Raw genomic sequence first — 19,389 nt, 5'->3', positions numbered from 1 at the left:
CCATGCAAACGCCATCAACTTCAACCCAGGTTACTCTGGAAGTTGCGGTACACAACCATCCGGGTGTGATGTCCCACGTCTGCGGGCTATTTGCCCGTCGCGCCTATAATGTGGAAGGGATTATGTGTATGCCACTGCCAGGCGGCAAACAGAGCCGCATCTGGTTATTGGTGCAAGAAGACCAACGATTGTCACAGATGATAAGCCAAGTGGAAAAACTCGAAGACGTATTGCAGGTACGCCGCCACGGTAACGAAATGCGGATTTTCGATCAGGTGGCGGAGTTTTACCGCTAATCAACTCGTCAGGATTTGCCACAATAGGTGGCGGTAAACCGGCATCAGCGGATGCATCCACAACTTTACCAGACTGACAACGGCAACTGCCGTTGTCAGTGGCGTAAACCAGCGCAGACGTTGCAGCGTAAAGACGTTATTGCTGTAGTCGACGCAACTGGCGCGCCACCACTGCCACAACAACCAACCTGCACCCCACACCAGAACAGCAGTAATCAGCAGTAGCCATTTGAAACTACTACTGTTTGCTTCGTGTGGAATATCAATCGCGACCCCTGCCAAGATCCCCGGCATCAGGTAAACCGGCGGCCAGGTGAGACAACCAATAATATTGGGTAACGCAAAACGCTGGGGCGCCAGCTCCAGCATGCCGGCGATCATCGGGATCAGTGGCCGCGTTGGCCCAATAAAACGCCCTATCAGCACAGTAGCAATATGGTGCTGATGCAAGGTCTTTTCTGTGCGATAGAGATAAGCCTGATGTTTTTGCAGGAAAGACCAGCGATGCAACCGTTCCCTGAAATGCCAGCCGATAAAATAGGAGATCCAATCCCCCAACAGGCAACCAATAATCCCCATTCCCCATGCGGGGTAGAGCGCCATTTTACCGCTGCCAATCAGCGCGCCCAGCGACGCCATCATCAGCGTGCCAGGAAGCAACAGACCCACCAGCGCCAAAGATTCCAGAAAAGCGACCAGCAAGACAGCCATTAACGAATACGCCAACGACTGTGTAATCAGATGTTCCAGCCAAACTTCCATAAATCGCTATATATCCGCACTTTTATAAACAAAGATAGTAGGATAATAGCAGAGGACGATATGGAAATGGCAGATAATAGAATTTCCCCATCAGTGGGTATAGCGTACCCGTAGATGGGGAAAGGGAGATAGAAAAATGGGGACAGTTATCCTCCCAGATACATTCGTTTCACTTCCGGATTGACGAGTATCTCCTGGGCTTGTCCGTGCAGCACAATATGGCCGTTCTCCAGCACATAAGCCCGGTCGGCAATTTTCAGCGCCGCAGTAGCATTCTGCTCTACCAGCAAAACAGTAATTCCTTCGCTCTGCAATAGCTTGATGGTGGAGAACAGTTCTCCCACCACCTTGGGCGCCAGACCGAGACTCGGCTCATCCAGCATCAGCAGTACCGGCTCACTCATCAGCGCACGAGCTATCGCCAGCATCTGCTGCTCACCACCGCTCATGGTGCCCGCCATCTGGCTACTACGCTCTTTCAATCGTGGAAACATCGCGTACATCTTGTCCCGCAGATAACTAAAATTGACTGGGTTGTTATATGCTCCCATACGCAGATTTTCCTCAATCGTCAGATTGGTAAAAACCTTGCGTCCTTCCGGCACCAGCGCCAGTCCTTTGCGCACAATCTGGTGTGTCGGGCTGTGGGAGATATCATCGTTGAGAAAAGTCACCACCCCCGTCGATTTCACCAAATTGATGATGCCATTAAGCGTAGAGGTTTTACCGGCCCCGTTACTGCCAATCAACGTGACAATTTCGCTGTTGTTAACCTCAAGATTGATGCCCTTGAGTCCCTGGATCAGCCCATAGAACACCTGAAGATCGTTGGCTTTAAGCATAATCAATGTCTCCCAGATAGGCGGCGATCACCTCCGGATTATTCACCGCTTCCTGCGGCGTACCATTGAACAGCGCTTTGCCATAATCCAGCACCATTACTCGCTCACACAGTGTATTGACGAACGACATATCGTGTTCAATCAACAACACCGTCAACCCATAGTCCGCACGCATCCTGAAAATCAACTGCGCCAACTCCGCCGTCTCTCTGGGGTTCATGCCCGCCGCAGGTTCATCCAGTAACAACAGTTTGGGCGATGTCGCCAGCGCACGGGCGATCTCCACTTTACGCTGATTACCGTAACTCAAGTTGGTGGCCAGCGAATCGGCATATTCAGCAATACCAATATAATCCAGCAGTGCCATTACTTTTTCCCGCGCCTGTCGTTCGGCATGAAAAAACCGCCCCAACCGCAATACCGCTTCCAGAAAAGAGTAATGAATAAATCGGTCAAGACCGATCAGCACGTTTTCCACCACCGTCATGGAGGGAAACAGCCGGATATTCTGGAAAGTACGAGCTATCCCCCGATTCACTACCTGATTAGGCTTCAGTCCGGCGAGCCTTTGTTGTCCCAGCATGACGGTGCCGAGGGTGGGTTTATAGTTGGCGGTAATCACGTTGAATAACGTAGTTTTACCTGCGCCGTTAGGACCGATAAGACCAAAGATTTCCGCCGAATTGATACTGAAACTCACGTCATCGATGGCACGCAGTCCACCGAACTGCATGGTGACATTATCAACACGGAGTAGTGGATTATTTCCCATTCTGGCGCCTCCTGCGAATTTCCCAGATTTCCTGTTTACCCAGCAAACCCTCGCGGGCAAACAGCATAATCACCAGCAACACCAGTGAGAACACCACCATCCGCAGTCCCGGGTGCGACCCAAAATCCTGCCCGAAGAGTGTGAGCGGCTGGTCGAGAAAACGTAACCACTCACCACTGCCCACCACAATGATAGTGCCCAGAATCGCGCCAGTGGTGCTACCCAACCCACCAAGCACAATGATGATCAGCAGTTGGAACGTCAGCATGAAGTCAAACAGATCGGGGGAGATAATCGTCAGTAACGAAGCCAGCAACCCGCCGCCGATACCCTCGAAAAAAGCGCTGGTGGCAAAAGCGCAGGTTTTGATTTTAAACGTATTAATACCCATGGCGATGGCCGCATCCTCATCGTCACGTACCGCTTTCATCGCCCGGCCATACTTGGAATACACCAGTTGCAGAATAAACAATACCGCCACCAGTGCGATAAAACCGCACCAGTAAAGGATATGGCTCACCTGGGGGATCTCGTTCAGCCCTATTGCGCCATTGGTAATCTGAGGATTATTGATGGCAAAAATTTTGATAATGAAACCGAATCCCAACGTGACGATAGCCAGATAGTCGCCCCGCACCCGGAATACCGGAAAAGAGAGACAGATTCCTACCACCGAAGAACAGATACCACTGATAATCAGCGCAGGTAAAAACGACGCGTGCAACGCCAGAATGAACGAGCTCGGCGCTGCCATTTCAAACATATCTGTTTTGGCATTCGGACTCAGTAACAGCAATGCGGTGATATAAGCGCCTATTGCCACAAACCCATTTGGCTCCAGCGACAACTGCCCGGTGACGCCGTTGATCAGGTTATAGCTGACCGCCAGTATCATGAAAATAAAGATATTACAGAAAATACGGACGATGTAGTCACCAAACACCGTCTGTAGCAGAGAGAGCGCCAGAAAGGACAGCGCAAATACGACAATATACCCCAATAATAGCGCGGAGGAATTCTGTGGCATTCTCATCAGAAACGGCTCCTTTCCAGTCGTTCATCACCCATAATGCCTACTGGCCTGAACAGCAGCACCAGAATCAAAAACATAAATGCAAAGGCGTCCTTGTACCCCCCTAGCTCCGGAAAAACAGCCACGGCCACCACTTCCGTAAAACCAAGGATAAACCCCCCAATCACCGCGCCGGTAACACTGCCTATCCCACCCAGTACCGCGGCGGCGAAGGCTTTCAGCCCGATCAACACCCCCATTAGCGGATCGATGGTCGGGTAACTGATGGCATAAAACACCCCACCCAGTGCCGCCAGCCCACTGCCCAGAGCAAACACGAACGCAATAATCTGGTTGGCATCAATGCCCATCAGCCGCACTGTGTTTACATCAAACGCCACTGCACGGATCGCCATACCCTGACGAGTGCGATAGAGAATGAACAGAATGATCGCCAGTAGCAGCAACGTGACCAACGGTACAATCCAGGCCACATTGGTCACGATGATGCGGCCCAGTTTGACCGTCTGGCCAAAGAAAGGCGGCGCATCAAAAAAACGCGGACTGCCACCAAACACCACGTTGAACAAATTTTCCAGGAAGAAACTGACGCCGATGGCGGTGATCAACATCGAAATCTTTGATGCCTGCCGAAGCGGACGATACGCAATCTGATCGATGACAATCCCCAGTAGAGCCGAGATCAGAATGGCAAAAATAACAGCTGCCCCAAAGGGCAGCCCGAAGGAAGTGAAAGCGAACAGGGTCATGTAGGCCCCAACCATCATAATGTCGGCATGGGCAAAGTTAATCAGCCGCAGTACGCCATACACCATGGTATAACCGATGGCGATCAACGCATACATACTGCCCAAACTCATGCCATTGACCACCTGCTGCAAAAAAACGGCAAAATCCATCATGCAATCCTTTATGCCTGAGGGTTAGGGATGCACAACCGTTTTGTAAGCCAGCTGTCCGTCTTTTACTTCATTGATTACCGCATCGCGGATGGCATCGCCATTTTTCAACGTCAGTGTGCCGGTAATACCGGTGAAGTTACTGGTCGCGCGGATATTCTTGTTCACACAGACACGGTCGTGCGGGTCGCTACATTTGTTCATCGCCGCGATGATCATCTTATAGGCGTCCGCTGTCATCGCCCCCCAGGTGTGGGTCGGTTCATGATATTTATCGGTCCATGCCTTGATGAATTGCTTTCCATCCGGCGTCTGCTCTTTCGCGTTTGGTGAGTAGTAGTCGGTGGTCATCCAGCCATTCACCGCATCCTTTCCCATTTTGAAGAACACGGGGTCTGCTGCCAGGCCATCCCCACCGATCACCGGAACTTTCAGCCCCAATTGTTTAGACTGCAATGCAATCAATGCACCTTCGGTATAGTAAATGGGCATATAGATCACATCGACATGATGCGATTTAATGGTGGAAAGCTGAGCCTTGAAATCCTTACTGCCACCGGGTGCCTGCACCTCAATCGGGATAGTGCCACCATTTTTCAGGAACTGGGTACGGAATGCCTTTGCCAACCCCACCGAGTAATCATTGCTGTTGTCAAACATGATGGCAGCTGTTTTGGCTTTCAGGTCACGACTGGCCAGGTTCGCCCCCACTACGCCCTGAAAACTGTCTGAAAAACAAACGCGACTGACGTATTTTTTACCACGCGTAACGCGATCGTTGGTGGCAGTGGGAGAAACCATCGGCGTTTTGGTATCCTCCGCCATTTTAGTCATTGCCATCGTGTTGGTGGAGGTCACTTCGCCAATTACCGCATCCACCTTATCGCTGGACACCAGACGCTGCATGGCGTTGGCCGCTTCTATTTTGTCACTCTTGTCATCAATGACCACCAGCTTGATGGTGTCACCATTCTTCAGTTTAGGTTCCATGCCATTAATCAGTTCAGCGCCCTTCAGGGAAGGCTGACCATAACCACTTAACGCACCACTCAGGGGCAATACCACCCCGATTTGGACATCTGCTGCCAGAGCACTGGTCACTGCCAGTGAAGAAGAGATAACTACCGCCGCTACAGTGAATCTGAAAATATTGTTATTCATATTCGCCTCTTCAAAATAAAGATTACATTCCAATTGTGAAATGACGCTGTATACAGGGTGATAAAAGAGAGAGTTGTGTGACAGCGTTATATGCTGTGCACCATTTTACATTCAGCAATAAATATGCCAGGAATTAAAAAATAATTAATCATTTAATAATCAATAAGTAATAAAAAATACCTGTGCTGTTTTCTTCTTTATTCATTGATCAACCAGCCCTCTGCACCAACGGGTTTCCCAATTGCTTTCTTATAGTGCGTGGGGAATATCTCTTTCTATAAAAAAATCAACAAATAGCGCAGACCCAGGTCTGATTATTTATTTCAGCGAGAAAAGTTTTATAATTGTCTGCTTATAATTTACAGAGTTTATTTTTTTAGTGATTATTTCTGAATTATGTTTTTTCTCAATTTTTTATTCTATTGGGATGATAAAAGTTAAATAAAAAAACATTAATAACAGATAAATAACATTCACGGTTTACCTGATTCATATTGAGAAAATAAAAACCTGGACTGACACTGTATAAATAACCATACTTTCAGATATACTCTTCTTTTCCTCCGACAAAGGGCGATAACGGTGTCTCAGGCTTGTCAGGGCTTTGTGCTTACCCGTCATTGGCAGGATACCTCCGCCGGTATTCAAGTCGAATTCTGGCTGGCTACCGAATCCGGACCACAGCAAGTACGTCTGCCATTGCAACAGGCAGTAGCCTTTATTCCGGCACAACATCAGGCACAGGCCACCGCGTTGCTGGCCGGCGAAAAACACTGGCAACTCCGGCCACTGGAACTGAAAAGTTTCCACCATGAACCCCTGCTGGGGTTGTATTGTCGCCAATACCGACAACTGCTGCGACTGGGAAAACAGCTACAGGAAGCCGGTATTACCGTATATGAAGCCGACATCCGCCCACCGGAACGTTTTCTGATGGAGCGTTTCATCACCGCGCCGGTCTGGTTCAGCGGCGAAACTACCGCATCCGGGCTTATCGATCAGGTGAAAATGAAGCCGGATCCCACCTATCGTCCCCAACTCACCCTGGTATCTTTGGATATTGAGACCAACCGAAATGGCGAACTTTATTGCATTGGTCTGGAAGGGTGTGGGCAGCGTCAGGTATTTATGCTGGGGCCACCGAATGGCAATCCGGATGACGCAAAAGACGTTACGCTGGAGTATGTCGCCAGCCGACCGCAATTGCTGGAAAAACTCAATCAATGGATACAACACTATGACCCGGACATGATCATCGGCTGGAGTCTGGTGCAGTTTGATCTGCGGGTCTTGCAAAAACACGCTGAACGCTACCGTATTCCGCTACGGCTGGGTCGGGGAAACCGCGAACTGGAGTGGCGGGAACATGGCTACAAACAGGGACATTTTTTTGCCAGCGCGCCAGGACGGTTGATCGTCGATGGCATCGAAGCACTAAAATCCGCCACCTGGAACTTCGCCTCGTTCAGTCTGGAATTTGTAGCACAATCCCTGTTGGGGGAAGGGAAAGCCATCAACAACCCCTATCAACGCATGGATGAAATCGACCAGCGCTTCGCCGAGAACAAACCCGCGCTGGCATACTACAATCTGAAAGACTGTGAACTGGTTACCCGTATTTTTGAAAAGACCCGTTTGTTACCGTTTCTGCTGGAGAGAGCCAGCGTCACCGGTCTGGCGGCAGATCGTAATGGTGGCTCAGTGGCGGCGTTCACGCACCTTTACCTGCCACGTATGCACCGTGCCGGTTTTGTCGCGCCCAATCTGGGAGAAATCGCCCCCGAGGCCAGCCCCGGCGGTTACGTGATGGACTCCCGTCCCGGCCTGTATGATTCGGTACTGGTGCTGGATTATAAAAGCCTTTATCCCTCGATTATCCGCACTTTTCTCATCGATCCAGTGGGACTGGTGGTCGGTATGCAGCAACCGGATGAACAACACGCAGTCGCCGGTTTCCGGGGAGCCTGGTTTTCACGGGATCAGCATTGTCTGCCCGCGATTGTCGATCACATCTGGCAAGGGCGGGATGTGGCCAAACGTACCGGGAATGCCCCCTTATCCCAGGCGCTGAAAATTATCATGAATGCCTTTTATGGTGTGCTAGGCGCCAGCGGCTGCCGCTTTTTCGATCCGCGACTAGCTTCGTCTATTACCTTGCGTGGTCATGAAATTATGCAGCAAACACGCATACTGGTTGAGTCCAGGGGTTATCAGGTGATTTATGGCGATACCGATTCTACCTTTGTGTGGCTTAATCGGGCTCACAGTGAAGAAGAAGCCGATGCTATTGGCAAGACACTGGTACAATACGTTAATCAATGGTGGCAACAGCATCTGAACCAGACACATGGGTTGACCAGCGCGCTGGAACTGGAGTATGAAACGCACTTCTGCCGTTTTCTGATGCCCACCATCCGGGGAGCGGAGCAAGGCAGCAAAAAACGTTATGCCGGCCTGACGCACACGGCGCAGGGTGAGCAAATCGTGTTTAAAGGACTGGAAACCGTCCGATCCGACTGGACACCACTGGCGCAACAGTTCCAACAACAGCTCTATTGGCGCATTTTTCAGCGCCAATCTTATCAGGAATGGATACGGGAATATGTCAGCAAAACCCTGAACGGAGACTATGATGAACTGCTGGTTTACCGTAAACGGTTACGTCGTAATCTAAACGACTATCAACGCAATGTGCCGCCTCATGCGCGAGCCGCGAAAATGGCCGATGACTATAACCGCCGATTAGGGCGTCCATTGCAATACCAGACGGGAGGTTGGATCAGCTACGTTATGACAGTAAATGGTCCGGAGCCACTGGAAACACGGCATTCCCCACTGGATTATCAGCACTATATGGAAAAGCAGTTACAGCCGATAGCTGATGCCATCCTACCGTTCTTGCACGATGAGTTTTCCACATTGATTACCGGACAACTGGGACTATTTTAATGGCCCGAAAGACGTTTGGCAGGTGACGAACGTGTCACCATCCATTACCATAGCGCCCTTTCTGAAAGAAAACCCACGCACTGCGAGAAGGGTCGTGCCTGACGGGACGTCTGTCGCGCATGACAGGTAGTGTATTGCCCGAGATACGCCCTCCAGGCAGGCAACAAAAAGTAAGAATCACCTTACATTCTCCGACAACGATGAGTATCGAGCTTAGAATTTATGCCTTTTACACTTGGTCAACGCTGGATCAGCGATACAGAAAGCGAACTGGGATTGGGAACCGTAGTGGCAGTAGATGCCCGGATGGTTACCCTGATCTTCCCTGCCAGCGGTGAGAACCGCCTCTATTCCAGAAGTGATGCCCCGATCACCCGAGTGATGTTCAACCCTGGTGATACCATCACCGGCCATGAGGGCTGGCAACTGCGGATAGACGATATCCGCGATGAAAATGGTCTGCGTACCTATGTGGGTCGTCGACTGGATGACGATAGCCCGGTCGAGCTGCGGGAAGTTTTTCTTGATAGCAAACTCACATTCAACAAACCACAGGATCGCCTGTTCGCCGGACAGATCGATCGCATGGATCGCTTTGCATTGCGTTACCGCGCCCGCAATCATCAGCATGAGCAGGCGCTGCAACCCTGGGGTGGTCTGCGCGGGATGCGTGCCAGCCTGATTCCTCATCAGTTGCATATTGCCCGTGAAGTAGGACAGCGACATGCTCCACGCGTACTACTGGCGGACGAAGTTGGTCTGGGGAAAACTATCGAAGCCGGTATGATCATTCACCAACAACTGTTAGCAGGCCGGGCTGAGCGCGTACTTATTGTGGTACCGGAAACGCTGCAACATCAGTGGCTGGTAGAAATGCTCCGCCGCTTCAATCTACTGTTTTCACTGTTTGACGATGAACGCTATGCCGAAGCCAGGCTGGATAGCGACAACCCCTTTGAAACAGAGCAATTAATTATTTGTTCGCTGGGTTTTGTACAGCGCAATGCCACACGGTTTGGGCAACTACTGCATGCCCACTGGGACTTGCTGGTTGTGGATGAAGCCCACCATCTGGTCTGGAGCGAAGCGGCACCCAGCCCGGAATATCAAGCGATTGAGCATCTGGCCAGCGCTACTCCGGCGGTATTATTGCTAACGGCGACACCGGAACAGCTAGGTCAGGAGAGCCACTTTGCCCGTCTGCGACTGCTGGATCCAAACCGGTTTCACGACTATCACGAATTTATCGCCGAGCAACAGCAATATCGCCCGGTGGCCGATGCCGTCACTCTGCTATTGGCCGGTAACAAAGCCAGTTCCGCCGAACTGAACGCCTTGAGTGAGTTACTGGGCGAGCAAGACATTGAACCCTTACTGAAATCTATCAACAGCGATAGCGAAGATCGGGAACAGGCCCGCCACGAACTGATCACGATGCTGATGGATCGTCACGGCACCAGCCGCGTACTGTTCCGCAATACTCGTCAGGGAGTAAAGGGCTTCCCACAGCGGGTACTGCATCAGATTAAACTTCCGCTGCCGGCGCAATATCAAACCGCCATCAAAGTGTCCGATATCATGAACGCGGGGAAAACCCCAGAATCCCGCGCCCGGGATATGCTCTATCCGGAACAGATCTACCAGCAGTTTGAAGATGAAAATGCAACCTGGTGGAGCTTCGATCCGCGCGTGGAATGGCTGCTCAACTATCTGACCACTCACCGGGACAAAAAAGTGCTGGTGATTTGCGCTCAGGCCGCCACCGCGTTACAACTGGAACAGGTATTACGCACCCGTGAAGCTATCCGGGCCGCCGTCTTCCACGAAGGATTGTCTATTCTGGAACGTGACCGGGCCGCCGCCTATTTTGCTTCTGAAGAAGAAGGCGCGCAGGTGCTGATCTGTTCGGAAATCGGCTCAGAAGGTCGCAACTTCCAGTTTGCCAGCCATCTTGTCATGTTTGATCTCCCCTTCAACCCGGATCTGCTGGAACAACGTATCGGGCGTCTGGACCGTATCGGTCAGACGCAGGAAATCCAGATTCTGGTGCCTTATCTGGAAAATACCGCACAAGCGTTGCTGGTACGCTGGTATCACGAAGGTCTGGATGCCTTTGAGCATACCTGCCCTACCGGACGCACCATTTATGACAGCCACTATGAACAGCTGATAACCCGGCTGACGACACCGGGTGAACCGGAAGGGCTGGAAGAGTTTATCAGCGCCTGCCGCCAGCAGCATGAAGCGCTTAAGCAGCAACTGGAACAAGGCCGTGATCGACTGTTGGAAATGCACTCCAACGGTGGTGAACAGGCGCAGGAACTGTGCCAGGCGATCGCCGAGCAGGACAACGACGTCAATCTGGTAAACTTCGCACTCAATCTGTTCGATATTATCGGGATTCATCAGGAAGACCGCAGTGACAATATGATCATACTAACGCCGTCCGATCATATGCTGGTGCCGGATTTTCCCGGACTCCCGCAGGATGGCTGCACTATCACTTTCGACCGGGAACAGGCGTTATCCCGTGAAGACGCTCAGTTCATCAGTTGGGAACATCCGCTGATTCGCAACGGGCTGGATCTGATCCTGTCCGGGGAAACCGGAAGTTGTGCCGTTTCTCTGTTGAAGAACAAAGCGTTACCGGTAGGCACACTGCTGGCGGAACTGGTCTATGTGGTAGAAGCCCAGGCACCGAAAAAACTCCAGTTAACTCGCTTTCTGCCACCGACCCCGGTACGTCTGCTGATGGATCGTAAAGGGACGAATCTGGCTGCGCAGGTGGAGTTCGAAAGTTTCAACCGTCAGTTGAATGCCGTGAATCGTCATACATCCAGCAAATTGGTAAATGCGGTACAGGCGGAAGTCCACGACATGCTGCAAAAAGCGGAGCCATTGGTAGAAGTACACGCACGCCAGCTCATTACCGATGCCCAACACCATGCCGATCAACAGTTACGCCGTGAACTGGAACGTCTGGAAGCGCTAAAAGCGGTTAACCCCAACATCCGCGATGATGAGTTGCAGGCGCTGGAAACCCAGCGAGAACAAGTATTAAGCAACCTACAACAGGCCAACTGGCGTCTGGATGCAATCCGTCTGGTGGTGGTTTCTCACCAGTAAATGTATTATCAGCGCGCTAAAACGATAATGCCTTTACCGCGGCTGATGATCCACCGGTTGCCGTCGGATACCCGGGCCTACCACGGGGATGAACTCATCCCCGTGTGTTCTATTATAAAACGTTGTAGCCGTCTGGAGCCTTGATGGAACCTTATAATCCCCCCGCAGATCCCTGGCTGCACATCCTGTATCAGGACCAGCACATTATGGTGGTCAACAAACCTAGCGGACTGCTATCCGTCCCTGGCCGTGCGCCGGAGCACAAAGACAGTATCATGAGCCGTATTCAGGCTGATTTTCCGCAAGCCGAATCGGTGCATCGTCTGGATATGGCGACCAGTGGTGTGATGGTGGTTGCCCTGAACAAAGCGGCAGAGCGGGAACTAAAACGCCAGTTTCGCGAGCGTGAGCCAAAGAAATCTTACCTCGCCCGTGTTTGGGGAACCCTGGAACAGGATGAAGGCATGGTGGACCTCCCGTTGATTTGCGACTGGCCGAACCGCCCGAAGCAAAAAGTCTGTTTTGAACAAGGCAAGGCAGCACAAACTGAATATCAGGTACTGGCGCGCGACGACGATGGCACCACACGGGTTAAACTGATGCCTATCACCGGGCGTTCTCACCAATTACGGGTTCATATGCTGGCCTTGGGACACCCTATTCTGGGAGATGGCTTTTATGCCCATCCAGCAGCCAAAGCGTTGGCACCACGCCTGTTACTGCACGCCCAGGAATTGTGCATCACTCATCCGGCATTTCTCACTCCGATGCACTTTCGTTGTGAAGCCGATTTTTAACTTTTTTTGTCATGGGAAACACGGTGATAAAAGCATATTTCGGGGTTACTGCAAACATAAAGCCATAGCACGACATAAATCAGGGAGAGAAAAAAGAAACACCGCAGGAAACCTACTATTGAGGAAACATCACTGGTTAGGAAAATTTATTCGTTTTGAGAAATTCGTAGGCGGCTTGAATATCTTGCGCTTTGCGCTTGGCAATTTCTATCATTCGTGGCGACAACCCTTTTCCCATCATCTTGTCAGGATGGTGCTCACTCATCAGTTTTCGATAAGCCCGTTTTACCGTAGTGGCATCGTCACTACTGCGTACCCCCAGCATGCGACAGGCGCTTTCAATACTGACCCCAGGTGATGTGATGGGAGGACGCTGTCCATAGGACTGACCACGACGCTGATAAGATTTCCCATTTGACCGGGACTGATAGGCATTGTCATTCTGCCTGGACTGATGAGTCCCCCGCTCGATCGACCGCATGAACAACTCAAATTGTTCCCGGGTGACACCCAGTTCATCGGCAAACACATATAACAACCGCCGCTCACTCGGGTGCAGCGCACCATCAACAAAAGCCACCTGCAACTGAATTTCCAAAAACATCCGTACCAGATCAAAGCGGCCGATACACACATCACGCAGTTTACGCAGTCGGGTTCGCAGTGGAAACTGGCTCGCCTTGCCTTCACGAAACGCTCGCTGGGCCGAGGCTCTATCTTCACCATATAACGCCAGGCGGTCCATCATTTGGGTGGCAATCTGGATATCCGCCTCGGTAACCCGACCTTTTGACTTGGTCAGATGGCCCATTACCTGAAAAGTCGTCAGATAAAACAGTGCCTGGCGGCTGGATTGTGCAGAAAAAAAGTCGCGTCGACGGGATGAACGGACTCTGTCAAATAAATGACCCAGCAGCAGCCCCATAATCACTCCACCGATGCCGCCACTCGATACCATACCCAGTGTCAGCCCCAGCAACTTTCCCCAATACCGCATATACTCCTCAAATCCCCATGCCGTCGGTTAAAAATTGCTTTATCATACCTGTCATTTATCTTTGCTCCTAACGGCAGCTCATAGAAAACGGTGGGGATTTAGCACTGGCACTACGCCAATGAGTGATATAGTCTCTGACCGTTTGCCGGCATGACGCCTTTGATGACGGAACACCTGATACCGCGTATGAAAAAAAGTCTCCCAACCTTGCTGGCCTCATTAATCTGGTCGGCGCTTTATAGTCAGAACGCTCTGGCTGACCTCGCCTCACAGTGCATGCTGGGCGTACCTGTTTATAATCGCCCGCTCGTGTCCGGCGATACCAACCAACTGCCGGTGCATATTCAAGCGGATCAAGCGCAAGCGAACTACCCCAACAATGCTATTTTCAATGGCGATGTCAATGTTGAGCAAGGGAACAGTGTTCTCAACGCCCAACAGGTGGAGTTGAATCAAACGCAAGGAGCCGGTAAAACCGAACCGATACGTACTGTGACGGCAACAGGCAACGTGCGTTACGATGATAATCAGGTCATTCTGAAAGGCCCCCGAGCCTGGTCTAACCTCAATACCAAAGACACCAACGTATATGATGGTAACTATCAAATGGTAGGCCGTCAGGGACGCGGCGATGCTGACGAAATGAAATTGCGTGATAATAATCGCTATACCATTTTGGAAAATGGCACCTTTACCTCATGTCTGCCGGGTGATGATAGCTGGAGTGTCGCCGGCTCGGAAGTGATCCATGACCGCCAAGAACAAGTTGCCGAAATCTGGAATGCCCGTTTTCGCATTGCGGGTGTTCCGGTGTTCTACAGCCCTTATTTACAGCTTCCAATAGGTGATAAACGCCGTTCGGGTTTCCTGGTCCCCAATGCAAAATACGGCAGTAGCAACGGCTTTGAGCTGATTACGCCTTATTACTGGAATATTGCACCTAACTACGACGCCACGATCACACCACATCTGCAGACCAACCGCGGAACGCAGTGGCAGACCGAATTTCGTTATCTGACCACACCCGGTACTGGCCTGGTCGAATTCGATTGGCTACCGGACGACAAACAGTACAAGAATGATACTCAATCTGGTAAATATGCCAAAGACGGCAATGACACCCGCTGGCTGTTCTATTGGCGGCACGCTGGTGTAATGGATCAAGTCTGGCGTTTCAACGCCGACTATACCAAGGTCAGTGATCTGTACTATTTCACCGATCTGGATTCGCTATACGGCTCCACCACCGATGGCTATGCCACACAGAAATTCAGCCTGGGCTATGCTAACCGTAACTGGAATGCCACCCTATCAACCCGGCAATACCAGATCTTCAGCAGTACCGCGAATAACGACGTCTACCGTGCCGAACCACAGCTTGATATCAATTATTACCAGAATGATATTGGGCCTTTCGATATGCATCTTTATGGGCAGGCGGTGAAATTCACCAACGTGAATCCCAGCCTTCCAGATGCTATACGTTTACATTTTGAGCCAACGATCGATCTGCCGCTTTCCAACCGGTGGGGCAGTCTGAATACCGAAACCAAGCTGATGGCGACGCATTATCAGCAAAATAATCTGGCGAGTTATAACCAGGATAACCCTGATAATCAGCTGAAAGGTTCTGTCAACCGTGTACTGCCCCAGTTCAAGGTAGATGGCAAAATGGTGTTTGAGCGGGATATGGATTGGGCGAAAGGTTATACCCAGACACTGGAACCCCGGACACAGTACCTGTACATTCCTTACCGTAATCAAGATGATATCCGCTCCTATGACTCTACGTTGCTGCAAGCCGATTACGCTGGCTTGTTCCGTGATCGTACCTATAGCGGCCTGGATCGCATCGCCTCGGCAAACCAGATAGCTACCGGTGTGACAACCCGCCTGTATGACAGTGCACTAGTCGAACGCTTTAATGCGTCCATTGGAGAAATCTATTACTTTTCTCCTTCCCGTACTGGCGATCACAGCTCGGAACTTGATAGTAATACCGATACTGGCAGCCTGGTATGGGCCGGTGACAGTTACTGGAAATTCGCTGACAACTGGGGAGTTCGCGGAGGGTTACAATACGATGCCCGGTTGAATAACTTCACCGTAGGTGATGCAGTACTCGAATACCGCAGCGACAGCGAACGGATGTTTCAATTGAATTACCGCTACGCCAGCCCGGAATATATTCAGGCCATGCTGTCTACGACTTCCAGTTCGAGTTTCCAGCAAGAGATTTCTCAGGTCGGGGTAACAGCCAGTTGGCCGATTGCCGGACGTTGGTCAATTGTTGGCGCGTATTATTACGATACCAAAGCCAGCCAACCAGCTGACCAATTGCTAGGGTTGCAGTACAGTACCTGTTGCTGGGCGGTCAATGTCGGCTATGAACGTAAAATAACGCAATGGAACAGTTCAAAAAATAGTAGTGTTTATGATAACAAAATATCGTTTAACGTTGAGTTACGCGGCTTAAGTAGTGACTACAGTCTGGGCTCGCAAAAAATGCTGGGCACCGGAATTTTACCTTACCAGCGTGCTTTCTAATGTTATAAAGCTGGGAACTCTGGCCACGGTAAGCGTCTAACGCCAGTGGACATTAAACTTTTAACCCGCCCCGCGCGGATGAAATGAATGGGAAAGGTATGAAGAACTGGAAAGTGCTTGTTCTCGGACTAGCTCTGAGCACGAACATTGCGTTTGCGGCACCACAAGTCATCGATAAAGTTGTTGCTGTGGTGGATAACAGTGTCGTGTTGGAAAGCGATGTCAATACGCTGCTGCAGTCAGTCAAACTGAATGCACAGGATGCAGGTCAGCAGCTACCGGATGACAGCACGCTACGTCACCAGGTACTTGAACGTCTGATTATGGATAACATCGTGTTGCAAATGGCGCAAAGAATGGGTGTCACAATAACAGACGAGCAGTTAGACCGTACCATCGCCAATATCGCTACACAAAACCATATGTCGGTTGACCAATTGCGCAGCCGTCTGGCCGAGGAAGGAATAAACTACGATATCTATCGCAGCAAGATCCGCAAAGATATGACCATTGCGGAAGTACGTAACAATGAAGTGCGTCGTCGCATCACTATTCTGCCACAGGAAGTAGATTCACTGGCAAAACAGCTTGCCAGTCAAAACGGTGGTAATACCGAGGTAAACCTCAGCCACATCCTGATTCCGCTATCGGAAAACCCAACCCAGGCACAGGTAGACAAAGCCGAAGCGTTAGCAAACAAACTGATTAAAGAAATCAAACAAGGTGCGAATTTTGGCAAGCTGGCTATTACCTACTCGGCTGGCCAGCATGCACTACAAGGCGGCCAAATGGGATGGGGAAAATTACAGGAGTTGCCGACCTTGTTTGCCGAGAGCCTGATACAAGCGCAGAAAGGTCAGATTATCGGCCCTATCCGTTCTGGTGTCGGTTTCCATATCCTGCGGGTCAATGATATCCGTGGTGAAAGCAAAAATGTATCCGTCACTGAAGTACACGCCCGCCATATTCTGCTCAAAACGTCGGTTGTCATGACAGATGCACAGGCTCAGGCAAAACTTGAAGAGGTGGCTCGACAAATCAAAAGTGGCCACACCACTTTTGCCGCTCAGGCCAAATTACTTTCTCAGGATCCTGGATCCGCTAATCAGGGTGGTGATCTGGGCTGGTCATCTCCAGACATGTACGACCCGGCATTCCGCGATGCGTTGATGAAGCTGAAAAAAGGCGAAATCAGCAAACCGGTGCACACCTCGTTTGGCTGGCATTTGATCCAATTGCTCGGTACCCGTCAAGTGGACAAGACTGACGAGACGCTGAAAGAGCGCGCTTATCGTATGCTATTCAACCGGAAATTTGCCGAAGAAGCACAAACCTGGATGCAGGAAAAACGCGCTTCTGCTTATGTGAAAATTATCGACGGACAGAATTGATGTCTACCGAAAACAGGACAGAACGCATCGTAATTACACCCGGTGAACCCGCCGGGATTGGTCCTGATCTCATCGTTACACTGGCCCAGCAGTCATGGCCGGTTGAGCTGGTAGTGTGTGCGGATCCTGATCTGCTGCTGAGCCGTGCACTGCAGTTACACCTGCCTTTGACGCTGCGTTATTATCAGCCGGATCAACCTGCGCAACCACAACTGGCGGGGACCTTGACAATACTGGCCTCGCCGACCTCGGTGACTGTCGTGGCAGGTCAGTTGAATGTACAAAACAGTGTTTATGTCGTCGACACACTACGTCGCGCTTGTGATGGTTGCCTCAATGGCGAATTTGCTGCGCTGATCACCGGGCCGGTGCATAAAGGCATCATCAATGATGCCGGTATTCCGTTTACCGGGCATACCGAATTTTTTGCTGATCGTAGTCAGTGCCAGCGAGTAGTCATGATGCTGGCAACTGATGAACTGCGCGTCGCGTTGGCGACGACGCACCTGCCGCTAAAAGATGTCTCGGCTGCTATCACCCGAGACAGTTTGCATGAAGTGATAACTATCCTGCATCACGATCTGCATACCAAATTTGGTATCGCACAACCGTCGATCTACGTGTGTGGCCTGAATCCACACGCGGGTGAAGGCGGACATATGGGACGAGAAGAACTGGAGATAATTATCCCGGCGCTGGAAGAACTACGCAGCGCTGGCATGACACTGATTGGCCCTCTGCCCGCGGATACACTATTCCAGCCTAAATACCTGCAACATGCCGATGCCGTACTATCGATGTATCATGATCAGGGGTTACCCGTTCTGAAATATCAGGGTTTTGGCCGGGCAGTGAATATTACACTAGGACTCCCGTTCATCCGTACTTCTGTCGATCACGGTACAGCCCTTGAACTGGCGGCCACCGGTGAAGCAGATCCAGGCAGCTTTCATACTGCATTAAACCTTGCCATTAAAATGATCAATAACCGTAATGAATAATCGAGTCCATCAAGGCCACTTCGCCCGTAAACGTTTCGGGCAAAACTTTTTAAGTGATCAGTTTATTATTGATAGCATTGTTTCCGCTATTCACCCCCTGCCAGGACAAGCCATTGTGGAAATTGGCCCTGGGCTTGGTGCGTTGACTGCGCCGATGGGCGAACGTTTGGAACATTTCACCGTGATTGAGCTGGACCGTAATTTGGCGGCCCGACTGGAAACACATCCAACACTGAAAGATAAGCTCACCATCATTCAGCAAGATGCCATGACGGTAGATTTTTCTGAACTGGCACAACAAGCGGGACAACCGCTGCGGGTTTTTGGTAACCTACCGTATAATATTTCAACACCATTGATGTTCCATCTGTTCGGCTATACTCAGTCTATCCTCGACATGCATTTTATGTTGCAAAAAGAGGTCGTTAACCGTCTGGTTGCCGGGCCAAACAGTAAAGCTTATGGACGACTGAGCGTAATGGCGCAGTATTATTGTCAGGTCATCCCGGTACTTGAAGTACCGCCGACCGCCTTTAAACCGGCACCAAAGGTAGATTCAGCCGTAATTCGTCTGGTACCACATACCACATCACCGTATCCGATAGTGGATACCCGGGTATTAGGACGGATCACTACTGAAGCCTTTAACCAACGACGTAAAACGTTGCGTAACAGTCTGGGAAACCTGTTTACACCAGAGCGACTGACCGAACTTGGCGTCGATCCTACTGTTCGGGCTGAAAACGTGAGCGTCGAGCAATATTGCCGGTTAGCTGGCTGGTTGGCCGAACATCCCACAGTGCAGGAATAAACTGG

Annotated in this window: 15 protein-coding genes; 8 read left to right on the top strand and 7 right to left on the bottom strand. The window is 50.8% G+C overall.

What is annotated here, in order from left to right; genetic code table 11:
- Positions 1–2: 2 nt before the first annotated feature.
- Positions 3–296 carry an acetolactate synthase small subunit gene (gene ilvN, locus CWC46_RS06020; RefSeq protein ID WP_021017159.1) on the top strand — a complete coding sequence of 98 codons (294 nt, stop codon included), beginning with the start codon at positions 3–5 and terminating at the stop codon, positions 294–296.
- Here ilvN and CWC46_RS06015 read toward each other — a convergent pair whose 3' ends face one another.
- The 6 genes from CWC46_RS06015 to CWC46_RS05990 all read right to left on the bottom strand — a co-directional run bounded on the left by CWC46_RS06015 (position 297) and on the right by CWC46_RS05990 (position 5,765).
- Entirely contained in the window at positions 297–1,058 is a 762-nt protein-coding gene (locus CWC46_RS06015) for a DedA family protein (protein ID WP_021017160.1), read from the bottom strand. It lies immediately after the preceding gene.
- A gap of 146 nt (positions 1,059–1,204) precedes the next feature.
- The gene (locus CWC46_RS06010; RefSeq protein ID WP_021017161.1) at positions 1,205–1,900 is read right to left on the bottom strand and encodes an ABC transporter ATP-binding protein; all 696 of its coding nucleotides are present in this window, start codon (positions 1,898–1,900) and stop codon (positions 1,205–1,207) included.
- A complete protein-coding gene (locus CWC46_RS06005; RefSeq protein WP_021017162.1) occupies positions 1,893–2,672 on the bottom strand; it encodes an ABC transporter ATP-binding protein in 780 nt (259 codons plus the stop codon). The genes CWC46_RS06010 and CWC46_RS06005 overlap by 8 nt, the downstream gene beginning before the upstream one ends.
- Positions 2,662–3,705, bottom strand: coding sequence for a branched-chain amino acid ABC transporter permease (locus CWC46_RS06000; protein ID WP_021017163.1), 1,044 nt, complete (start codon positions 3,703–3,705; stop codon positions 2,662–2,664). Before CWC46_RS06000 ends, CWC46_RS06005 begins: the two co-directional genes overlap by 11 nt.
- Entirely contained in the window at positions 3,705–4,604 is a 900-nt protein-coding gene (locus tag CWC46_RS05995) for a branched-chain amino acid ABC transporter permease (RefSeq protein ID WP_021017164.1), read from the bottom strand. The genes CWC46_RS06000 and CWC46_RS05995 overlap by 1 nt, the downstream gene beginning before the upstream one ends.
- A gap of 24 nt (positions 4,605–4,628) precedes the next feature.
- Entirely contained in the window at positions 4,629–5,765 is a 1,137-nt protein-coding gene (locus CWC46_RS05990) for an ABC transporter substrate-binding protein (protein WP_021017165.1), read from the bottom strand.
- A 582-nt stretch (positions 5,766–6,347) separates the two neighbouring features.
- Between CWC46_RS05990 and CWC46_RS05985 the strand changes: the two genes are divergently transcribed.
- The 3 genes from CWC46_RS05985 (at position 6,348) to rluA (ending at position 12,637) form a co-directional block, all read left to right on the top strand.
- Positions 6,348–8,714, top strand: coding sequence for a DNA polymerase II (locus tag CWC46_RS05985; protein ID WP_021017166.1), 2,367 nt, complete (start codon positions 6,348–6,350; stop codon positions 8,712–8,714).
- Positions 8,715–8,936: 222 nt separating this feature from the next.
- On the top strand, positions 8,937–11,840 hold the full coding sequence (gene rapA, locus CWC46_RS05980; RefSeq protein ID WP_021017167.1) for an RNA polymerase-associated protein RapA: 2,904 nt from the start codon (positions 8,937–8,939) through the stop codon (positions 11,838–11,840).
- Positions 11,841–11,983: 143 nt separating this feature from the next.
- Positions 11,984–12,637, top strand: a complete 654-nt coding sequence (gene rluA / locus CWC46_RS05975) for a bifunctional tRNA pseudouridine(32) synthase/23S rRNA pseudouridine(746) synthase RluA (protein WP_021017168.1) — start codon at positions 11,984–11,986, stop codon at positions 12,635–12,637.
- Positions 12,638–12,773: 136 nt separating this feature from the next.
- Here the strand turns inward: rluA and djlA are convergent, their stop codons facing one another.
- Positions 12,774–13,634, bottom strand: coding sequence for a co-chaperone DjlA (gene djlA / locus CWC46_RS05970; RefSeq protein WP_021017169.1), 861 nt, complete (start codon positions 13,632–13,634; stop codon positions 12,774–12,776).
- A 150-nt stretch (positions 13,635–13,784) separates the two neighbouring features.
- On the opposite strand from djlA, the gene lptD reads away from it, so the two are divergent.
- The 4 genes from lptD (at position 13,785) to rsmA (ending at position 19,384) form a co-directional block, all read left to right on the top strand.
- The gene (lptD, locus tag CWC46_RS05965; protein WP_173861214.1) at positions 13,785–16,181 is read left to right on the top strand and encodes an LPS assembly protein LptD; all 2,397 of its coding nucleotides are present in this window, start codon (positions 13,785–13,787) and stop codon (positions 16,179–16,181) included.
- Positions 16,182–16,279: 98 nt separating this feature from the next.
- Positions 16,280–17,572 carry a peptidylprolyl isomerase SurA gene (gene surA, locus CWC46_RS05960; RefSeq protein ID WP_021017171.1) on the top strand — a complete coding sequence of 431 codons (1,293 nt, stop codon included), beginning with the start codon at positions 16,280–16,282 and terminating at the stop codon, positions 17,570–17,572.
- Positions 17,572–18,573, top strand: coding sequence for a 4-hydroxythreonine-4-phosphate dehydrogenase PdxA (pdxA, locus tag CWC46_RS05955; RefSeq protein ID WP_021017172.1), 1,002 nt, complete (start codon positions 17,572–17,574; stop codon positions 18,571–18,573). The genes surA and pdxA overlap by 1 nt, the downstream gene beginning before the upstream one ends.
- Positions 18,566–19,384, top strand: a complete 819-nt coding sequence (rsmA, locus tag CWC46_RS05950; RefSeq protein WP_021017173.1) for a 16S rRNA (adenine(1518)-N(6)/adenine(1519)-N(6))-dimethyltransferase RsmA — start codon at positions 18,566–18,568, stop codon at positions 19,382–19,384. Before pdxA ends, rsmA begins: the two co-directional genes overlap by 8 nt.
- Positions 19,385–19,389 lie beyond the last annotated feature (5 nt).

It is taken from the genome of Prodigiosinella confusarubida (assembly GCF_002847015.1).
Taxonomy (GTDB): domain Bacteria; phylum Pseudomonadota; class Gammaproteobacteria; order Enterobacterales; family Enterobacteriaceae; genus Prodigiosinella; species Prodigiosinella aquatilis.
This window is presented reverse-complemented; position numbering and strand designations above follow the sequence as displayed.